The 7701-nt window shown below is 65.3% G+C and carries 7 protein-coding genes and 4 pseudogenes; 3 read left to right on the top strand and 8 right to left on the bottom strand.

What is annotated here, in order from left to right:
* The 6 genes and pseudogenes from tnpA to ACZ1HC_RS17145 form a co-directional block, all read right to left on the bottom strand.
* On the bottom strand, positions 1-295 hold a 295-nt coding region (gene tnpA, locus ACZ1HC_RS17170; RefSeq protein ID WP_472701164.1), incomplete at its 3' end, for an IS66-like element accessory protein TnpA.
* A gap of 197 nt (positions 296-492) precedes the next feature.
* Positions 493-1998, bottom strand: coding sequence for a tripartite tricarboxylate transporter permease (locus ACZ1HC_RS17165; protein ID WP_472701163.1), 1506 nt, complete (start codon positions 1996-1998; stop codon positions 493-495).
* Positions 1995-2276, bottom strand: coding sequence for a tripartite tricarboxylate transporter TctB family protein (locus ACZ1HC_RS17160; protein WP_472701169.1), 282 nt, complete (start codon positions 2274-2276; stop codon positions 1995-1997). The genes ACZ1HC_RS17165 and ACZ1HC_RS17160 overlap by 4 nt, the downstream gene beginning before the upstream one ends.
* On the bottom strand, positions 2276-2443 hold the full coding sequence (locus ACZ1HC_RS17155) for a hypothetical protein (protein WP_472701162.1): 168 nt from the start codon (positions 2441-2443) through the stop codon (positions 2276-2278). Before ACZ1HC_RS17155 ends, ACZ1HC_RS17160 begins: the two co-directional genes overlap by 1 nt.
* Before the next feature lie 16 nt (positions 2444-2459).
* On the bottom strand, positions 2460-2777 hold the full coding sequence (locus ACZ1HC_RS17150; protein WP_472701161.1) for a tripartite tricarboxylate transporter substrate-binding protein: 318 nt from the start codon (positions 2775-2777) through the stop codon (positions 2460-2462).
* Positions 2778-2883: 106 nt separating this feature from the next.
* A pseudogene (locus tag ACZ1HC_RS17145) lies at positions 2884-3366 on the bottom strand (Bug family tripartite tricarboxylate transporter substrate binding protein); the annotation flags it as partial.
* A gap of 493 nt (positions 3367-3859) precedes the next feature.
* Here ACZ1HC_RS17145 and ACZ1HC_RS17140 point away from each other — a divergent pair.
* Positions 3860-4084 (top strand): AbrB/MazE/SpoVT family DNA-binding domain-containing protein, encoded by a 225-nt coding sequence (locus ACZ1HC_RS17140; protein WP_472701160.1) that lies wholly within the window; start codon positions 3860-3862, stop codon positions 4082-4084.
* Positions 4081-4468 (top strand): annotated as a pseudogene (locus tag ACZ1HC_RS17135) (type II toxin-antitoxin system death-on-curing family toxin). The gene ACZ1HC_RS17140 and the pseudogene ACZ1HC_RS17135 overlap by 4 nt, the downstream one beginning before the upstream one ends.
* Before the next feature lie 153 nt (positions 4469-4621).
* Here ACZ1HC_RS17135 and ACZ1HC_RS17130 read toward each other — a convergent pair.
* Positions 4622-6080 (bottom strand): annotated as a pseudogene (locus ACZ1HC_RS17130) (transposase).
* A 65-nt stretch (positions 6081-6145) separates the two neighbouring features.
* Between ACZ1HC_RS17130 and ACZ1HC_RS17125 the strand changes: the two are divergent.
* A pseudogene (locus ACZ1HC_RS17125) lies at positions 6146-6603 on the top strand (transposase); the annotation flags it as partial.
* On the opposite strand, the gene ACZ1HC_RS17120 reads toward ACZ1HC_RS17125, so the two are convergent.
* A complete protein-coding gene (locus ACZ1HC_RS17120) occupies positions 6604-7677 on the bottom strand; it encodes a hypothetical protein (protein WP_472701159.1) in 1074 nt (357 codons plus the stop codon). It abuts the pseudogene before it with no gap.
* Between the last annotated feature and the right edge of the window lie 24 nt (positions 7678-7701).

Below are 7701 nucleotides of genomic sequence, written 5' to 3'. Positions count from 1 at the left end.
GCTCGATCTCGATCCGGCCCACCTCGGTGGCCGGCGCGGCGGGAGCGGCAGGAAGCTCCCTGGTATCCTGCACGATCTCGACCGGCAGAAACTGCGCACCCTCGCCCGAGCCCGCCTTAGCCTCGGGCGCAAAACGAGGATCGCGCAGCCATTTGAAGATCAGGTTCGCGTTGACCGCGTAACGCCGCGCGACCTGAGCAACCGAAACGCCCGGAGCCATCGTCTGAAAGCAGATCGACCGCTTCTCCTCGTCCGTCCAGAGCCGCTTCGTCCGACGCGCCACGTCCGCCCCCATAGTGTCCACCATCCATAGTGGACACTATCGATCACTCTCTCACCGTGGCAGAGCGGTCACGCCGGACGGATACTTCTGATCTGACGTTGTCCCTGGAGAGAACGCCACTGCGAGCCGTTATCCGTTCAAGCTCTTCGAACATCTTGCAGAGGCAAAGACCAACCGGACCTGACGCAATGTCCATCCGTGGAGCCTTGCTAAACGGCTGCCTTGTCGCTGGCGGGTCCTTGGCGGCCTTGCTTGGCCAGCCCGTAAATCAGCAGCGCAACCGTCGCAATCACGAAGCCGCACGCGATGGGGCGCTCGAGGAAGATCATCAGATCGCCGCGCGAGACAAGCAAGGCGCGCCGCAGGTTGGTCTCGATCAGCGGCCCCAGCACGAACCCCAGGAGGAGGAGGGCGGGGCTGAAGGCCGCCTGCGTCAGCGCGTAGCCGATGATGCCGATCGCGGCCACCGTGACGATGTCGAAGGTCGATCCACGCACCGAGTAGACGCCCAGGCAGACGAAGATGATGATCGCCGGATAGAGCAGGCGGAACGGGATGCGCAGCATCGAGACCCAGATCCCGATCAGCGGCAGGTTCAGGACCAGCAGGAACAGGTTGCCGATCCCGAAGCTGACGACAAGCCCCCAGAACATGTCCGGATGCGCCTCGAGCATCAGCGGGCCGGGCTGGATACCGTGAATGACGAGCGCGCCCAGCATCAGCGCCATGATCGGATCGCCGGGGATGCCAAGCGTCAGCGTCGGCACAAAGGCCGTGATCGAGGCCGAATTGTTGGCGGCTTCCGGGCCTGCGATGCCTTCGATCGCCCCCTTGCCGAACCGCTCGGGCCGCCGGGCCACGCGCCGCTCGAGCGCGTAGCTGAGAAAGGACGAGATGGTCGAGCCGGTGCCCGGCAGAGCCCCAAAGAAACCGCCCAGAAGCGTGCCGCGCGTGACGGGCGCAACCATCTGGCGCAGATCGTCCCGGGTGGGGACCAGTTGGCGCAGGCTGACATGGGCGGGCGGGCCGTCGCGTTCGGCCTTGCGGATATTGCCGATGATCTCGGCCAGACCGAAGAGGCCCATCGCCAGGGCCACGAGGTTGATGCCGTCCAGAAGCTGAACCTGTCCGAAGGTGAAGCGCTGCGCGCCGGAATTGACGTCGGTGCCCACGCAACCCAGGATCACGCCCAGCACGACCATTGCCAGGCTCTTGGCCAGTCGCCCCTCGCCCATGGTCGAGGCCGCGACCAGCCCCATCACCATCATGGCGGCGTAATCGGCGGCCCCGAAGCTGGTCGCCAGCTGGCTGAGCCAGCCCGCAAGCAGGACCAGGATCACGATCCCCAGCATCGAGCCGGCAAAGGACGATACCATCGCCGTGAACAGCGCCACACCCGCGCGGCCCTGCTGCGCCATGGGATAGCCATCCATCGTGGTGACCGCGGATTGTGGCGTTCCCGGCAGGCGCAGCAGGATCGAGGCCACCGCCCCGCCGTATTGCGCCCCGTAATAGACCGCCGCCAGCATCACCAGGGCCGCCTCGGACGAGATGTAGTAGGTGATCGGCAGAAGCAGCGTGATCGCCGCCATGGCGCCGATGCCCGGCAGAACGCCCACCAGGGTGCCCAGCACCGCCCCCAGAAGGCTGTAGATCAGCACCGAGGGTTGCAGCGCCACGGCAAGGCCATGCGCTAGGCCGTCCAGCGCGGTCATCGCATCCCCCTGGGCCAGACAGGCAGCGACATGTTCAGCCCCTGCACGAAGACCAGCCAGACCACCATGGTCACCGCCAGGGTCAGCATCAGCCGCCAGCCAAGCCCGCGGCGCGGCGCGACCGCGCTGGCGATCAGCACCGTCACGGCGCTTGTCAGCAGCAGTCCCATCCTGTCCAGAAGCAGCCCGAAGGTCAGAAGCGCTGCGATGACGGCGAGTGTCTCGGGCCAGGCGAACGGCGCGGCGCGGGCGGGGCGGGGGCCGGCCGACATCGCGATCAGCGCTCCAAGCGCCGCCAGCAGGCCCCGAGAGCCACCGGGAAGAAGCCAGGGCCCATGCGCCGAAGGCTGCCGATGTCATAGTTGACCCACGCATAGCCTGCGACGGCCAGTCCGGTCAGCGCCAGAAGGCCGCCCCAGGCCATGTCATGAAGATCGCGGTGCATTGGCTGCCAGACGCCTTCAGTCCGCGGCCTGGACCGTGTCGATGACACCGCCCCAGAGGGTCGTGTCATCCGCGATCCGTTGCGCCAGATCGGCAGGCGTGCCCGGCTGCGCTTGCCAGCCCATGGCCAGCAGCCGCTCGCGCACGCCAGCGTCGGCCAGGATTGTATTCAGTTCGGTGTTCAGACGTTCGATGACGGCCGGATCGGTGTCGGCAGGCGCGATGAAGGCGTTCCACAGCTCGGCGCGGAAATCGTCCGGCAGCCCCGACGTGCCCGCGATCACAGGCACGTCCGGCACCTGCGCGAAGGGCTCTGCCGAGGTGACGCCGAGCATTTTCATCGTCCCGGCCTCGACCTGCGGCAGCGCGGCCGACGGAGCCGATGAAGCCGCTGTCGATCTCGCCCCCCAGGATCGAGGTTGTGACCTCGGCGTAACTCTGGAACGGGATGTGAAACAGCTGAACCCCGGCGGCATCGGCAAACAACTCGGCCGTCAGATGCGCGCCCGAGCCCTCTCCGACCGAACCATAGCTGATGGCTTCGGGTTCGGCGCGGGCGGCCTCGATGAAGGACGCCAGATCGTCAGCCGGAAAATCGGCGCCCACCGCCAGCACCAGCGGGCTGGTCGCGATCAATCCCACTGGCGCAATGTCCGTGGCGGGATCATAGCCCAGATCCGGGATCAGGCGCTGCGCCGTCGTCAGAGGGCCGTTGATGTTGATCCCGAAGCTGTCGCCGCCGCGTGCCAGCATCTGCTGGACCGCGATCACGCCGCCTGCGCCGGGACGGTTCTCGACCACGACCGGCTGGCCCAGAGCCTCGGCCAGCGGCTCGGCGACAAGCCGCGCGATCGTGTCGGGAGAGGAGCCCGCGGGAAAGCCGACGAAGACATGCACCGGACCAGTCGGCCAGTCTTGCGCCATTGCAGCAGAGGAGAGTGCGCTTCCGGCGACGAAAGCGGCGGCGGCCGCTAGGCGGCAGGTCTGGCAATGGATCATGATAAGGGTCCCCCGGCAAATGATGCCCCGTTTGTTGACCCTGAGGCCGGGGGCGTCAATGGCCGAGGGGCAAATAGGGGCAGGACTGACCGCCCGGTCAATCGCGTTGGCTGATGATGTTCATCATCGTGGCGCTGATGGCCTTAGACCTTGCAGGACTTGCGTCATGCGCCCAGTGACGAGTTCAGCCCATCCTTCCAGCCGCCTTTGTGCAAGTGCCAGGGCGCAGTGCTGCCTTATCAGACATAATACATCTCGGGGGTGATGACGCGATAGGGTGGGGTCAGGAGATTTTTCTGCGCCTTTGGCGGTCGCGTATCCTGCAAAAAGCTTGAGGAACGATGTGGCTGCGTTCGCGATCAAAAGTTGACAAAACGCGAATTTCGCGTATATACGGGTGTGATATGGGGGCGGTGTCATGATGCAGAGCAAGGTTCGCAAGGTTGGCAATTCCGCAGTGATGACGCTGACGACCGAGATGCTGGCGCTGCTGGACGCGAAGGAAGGCGACAGCCTGTTCGTGTTGCGCGGAGATGATGGCTCGCTGCGCATCACTGCGCATGATCCCGAAGTCATGGCCGCGCTCGAGGCTGCGGAGATCGTCATGGACGAGAACCGCGACCTGCTGGCAGCCTTGGCGTGACGGCCCCGATCTGGGTCCCGCTTGCCGCCGTCATCGCCATCCACGACCGCCAGATTGCCCGCCACGGCGGCGCTCCCGGCATGCGCGACCGCAGCCTGCTTGAGGCTGGCTGCGCCCGCCCTCTGAACCAAACGGCCTATGGCACGCCCTCTCTGCCCGAGCTTGCCGCGGCCTATGCCTACGGCATCGCCAAGGCGCATGCCTTTGTCGACGGCAACAAGCGAACGGCTTTTGTCACCGCACTGACGTTCCTGCGCCTCAACGGCCTGAGGCTTTCGTCCCGATCCGGTCGAAGGCGTCCGCATGATGGAGGATCTTGCCTCGGGCGATGTGACCGAGGCTGCCTTTGCCGCGTGGCTGGAGGCGGGAGTGGCGGAGTTGTGAGAGAATATGATCGGTGCGCTGGCTATTGTGTTGGACCATGGCCCATAAAGGAAGCCGGGACGCACCACGATGCTGAGATCAACCTCGGCAGACAGCAAAGGCATCCCCGATCGCCGCACACTACTGATGTATGGTGGGGCTGTTGAAGAAGTCCTACGGAACGCTGCCGATGCCGTGCGTCATCGGGTGGAGCAATGATGCCGCCAGCCTCCTTTGCAGGTCGCGCAGAAGGGCAGAAGAGGGTGAGAACAGCTCTCCCCGGCGCCTGGCCGCCAGGATATGCAGCAAAAGTGCGAAGAATGCTGCCGCCAACCGCTTCAGGTTCACGGCCGCGGCAGTGAGGAAGGCCTGAATGCGCATATTCTCAAGCCCGCGCCTCACCGCACGGGCGAGGCCGTCCCAGGTCTTTGCCTCACCGTGGAAGCCTTCCGAGCGCCAGCGGTGGCGCCGACAGAGCCGGCTCTCTTTCTCGCCCCACCGCTCCCGCCGCCGGCGCGCCCGCAGCAGGGCCGGATAATCATGAACAACCACAACGGCTCGGGTCTTTCGCGACGGTGAAAGACACAGAGCCGCGAGATCGCACCCGGCACAGTCACGCACCCTGGTGACGAAGAACCTGCCGTGACTGATCCTGGTCTTCGTTGGCTGAAGGATTTTGCCGCGTGGGCATTTCCCGAGATCATGGCGCGCATCGAACTTGAAGCGGCGGAGCGGAACCTTGCTTCTGATCGGTTCGACCCTGGTCGGGATGATGGCATCGATCCCGCGCACTTCCAGCCCGCCGAACATCTTGGCGCAGGCATGGCCCGCATCTGCTGTCGCCACCCCGATGGGTTCTCCCATGGTCGCGGCAGCTGTATCGAGGCTGTCCAGGATGTGATCGCCCTCGTTCGCCTCCCCGGTCGTGACCTCCACCTCGACGATGACCCCGCAGAGCTCGTCAACCACGCCATGCTGCTTGCAGCACGGCTCAAGACGCCGGTTGCGCCCGCTGGTCGCCATGCTGGCGTCCGGATCAGTGACGCAGACCTTCTTGTAGCGTCCGGTCTTCTTCGAGTGCTTGATCTGGAGATCGGCCTCGGTGTCCTCCGGCACATCACCATTCGCGTCGGACATGGCACCAACATGGCGCACCGCGAGGCTTTCCCAGCTGACATCGGCCCGGATCGGAGAGGCGTCGACATGCACGACCTCGCCCTTGGCGATCCCGGCTGCCACACAGCTCCTGAACCGTCCGCTCAAAGATGCGCCGAAACCGCTCGGCGCCCCAGCGTTGCCGAATACGGGTCAGCGAAGAATGATCCGGAAGCCGCTCGTGGAGGCCATAGCCCGCAAACCAGCGGATCGCGAGATTGACCTGTGCCTCTCGCACAAAACGCCGGTCATGGACGATCCCGAGAAGAAAGCCGGCCAGCATGAGACGGACGGCTGCCTCTGGCGCGATCCCTGGCCGGCCGGTTCCGGCGGCATAAAGATCGGCAACGTCCTCGGCCAGCCAGCCGAGATCGAGCACCCGGTCGACGCGGGCAAGGACATGATCATCCGGCACAAGGTCACGCAGCGACCCGCAGACAAAAAACTCGAGTTGATCCCGGTTCTGATGACCGATCATCCTGGCCCCCGCGACAAAGTCCTGAAGCTATGGAATCAGCGAAGCAAGGGTTTTTCAACAGCCCCCGCATTCACTGGATGCGCAACGCCCTGGCTCACGCCCGGCCAAGAGCCGCACCGCCGTGGCGGCGATGCTGAAGACGATCTTCGCTCGAGGCAAACCAAGGCCGAGGCCGAAGCCCAATGGCAGATCGTGGCCGACGCCCTGCGCGAGAAGCAGCCCAAGCTCGGCGCCCTGATGGACAACTCGCGCGACGACGTCCTGGCCTCCATGTCGTTCCCCCGCGAGCACTGGGCCCAGATCGCCTCGACGAACCCGCTGGAACGGGTCAACCGCGAGGTGAAGCGGCGCGCCGACGTCATCGGCATCTTCCCGAACGACGAGGCCATCGTCCGCCTGGTTGGCGCGCTGATGCTCGAGACCAACGACGAATGGGCGGTCGCACGGCGATACGTCTCGCTTGAAACGCTCGCCCGCGTGACCGACAACCCCAATGTCCAGGCTGCCCGCCGTGGCAACCTGATCAAGCCCTGACCACTCCGAGGGTCAGCGCTCTTACACCATCCCCTGGGACACTATCGGGCCGGATCCCTACAGGACGCATCAAGACCGTTGGCGACCTTTCTGGGCTGACCCGTGAAGGTGATGCCCCGCCGGCCTCTGTCTCGTCTGCAGCCGGGCGCGGAGCCTCTGGCCGGTTGGCAGGCTCATCCATCCCGGCCTCGTGCCGGATCCGTTCATCAGCGTTGTAGAGCGCCACGATCTCGCGGCGGGCGAGCGAAGGCTGCACGGCCCGTGCGGCAGCGGCCGCCATGGGCAGCCTGTCCAGCCGGTCACGCAGTTCCTCGGGGCTGCAGCCATTAGCGCGGATGAAGTAATTCGAACTGTTTGAGTAGCCCCGGGGCGTCACTCCGGCAGCAAGGGCGGCCGCATCGGGGCAGGGCAGGATCACACCCGCGCGGTTCCCCACCCGGCGGATGACCAGGTCGGCCTGCGCCAGGTCGGCCACGAACTCGAAATCGGGATGGGCATCCGGGGTGCGGGTCATGACGCGTGCCTCAGGCCGCCGCTCCCAGATCTGGAAGACGCAGTTGACCCGGTGCAATCCGTCTTCGGTTTGGAAGGGCTCATTGGGCAGGTCGACCTGGCGGCGCAGGTGAAACCGCGGATCGATGCCGCGCTGCATGGAGGCCTTGGCGAAGGAGGCGGGCAGGATGAAGGCGATGACATCGGCAAACAAAGCCGCGCGTTGGATGAAGCGTGTCGCCAGATGGCCGCCGCGCCCGAAAGGCGGATTGCCCAGCACGATGATGCGGCCATCATGGCGAGGCGCGGGCAGGGTGAAAAAGTCCCGTTCTTCGATGCCAGGCGCATCAGGGACAAGATCGACCGCGATCAGCCGATCCTGAGGCAAAAGACGCGAGAACGCCCCGGCACCGGCAGCGGGCTCGATGAAAAGATCATCTGTCCGAAAGCGGACCTCACGCCACGCCATGCCGATGCACTGACGCGCCGTCGCGTCCGTCGTATAGAACTTGTCCACGGCCAAAGCCGCTGACGCACCTGCGTTGTTCACCTTGAAATCGCGCATCTTCATCGAGCTTTTTTCCAGTTGCGCGGT

The organism is Paracoccus sp. BR5-17 (assembly GCF_055693925.1).
The sequence above is the reverse complement of the archived record's forward strand: the minus strand, read 5'-3'. Positions and strand labels throughout refer to the sequence as shown.

Bases quoted from the DNA above. Each gene is read 5' to 3' on its own strand.
- ACZ1HC_RS17155 (WP_472701162.1), bottom strand. From the start codon at position 2,443: ATGCACCGCGATCTTCATGACATGGCCTGGGGCGGCCTTCTGGCGCTG.
- ACZ1HC_RS17120 (WP_472701159.1), bottom strand. From the start codon at position 7,677: ATGAAGATGCGCGATTTCAAGGTGAACAACGCAGGTGCGTCAGCGGCT.
- ACZ1HC_RS17165 (WP_472701163.1), bottom strand. From the start codon at position 1,998: ATGACCGCGCTGGACGGCCTAGCGCATGGCCTTGCCGTGGCGCTGCAA.
- ACZ1HC_RS17150 (WP_472701161.1), bottom strand. From the start codon at position 2,777: ATGCTCGGCGTCACCTCGGCAGAGCCCTTCGCGCAGGTGCCGGACGTG.
- ACZ1HC_RS17140 (WP_472701160.1), top strand. From the start codon at position 3,860: ATGATGCAGAGCAAGGTTCGCAAGGTTGGCAATTCCGCAGTGATGACG.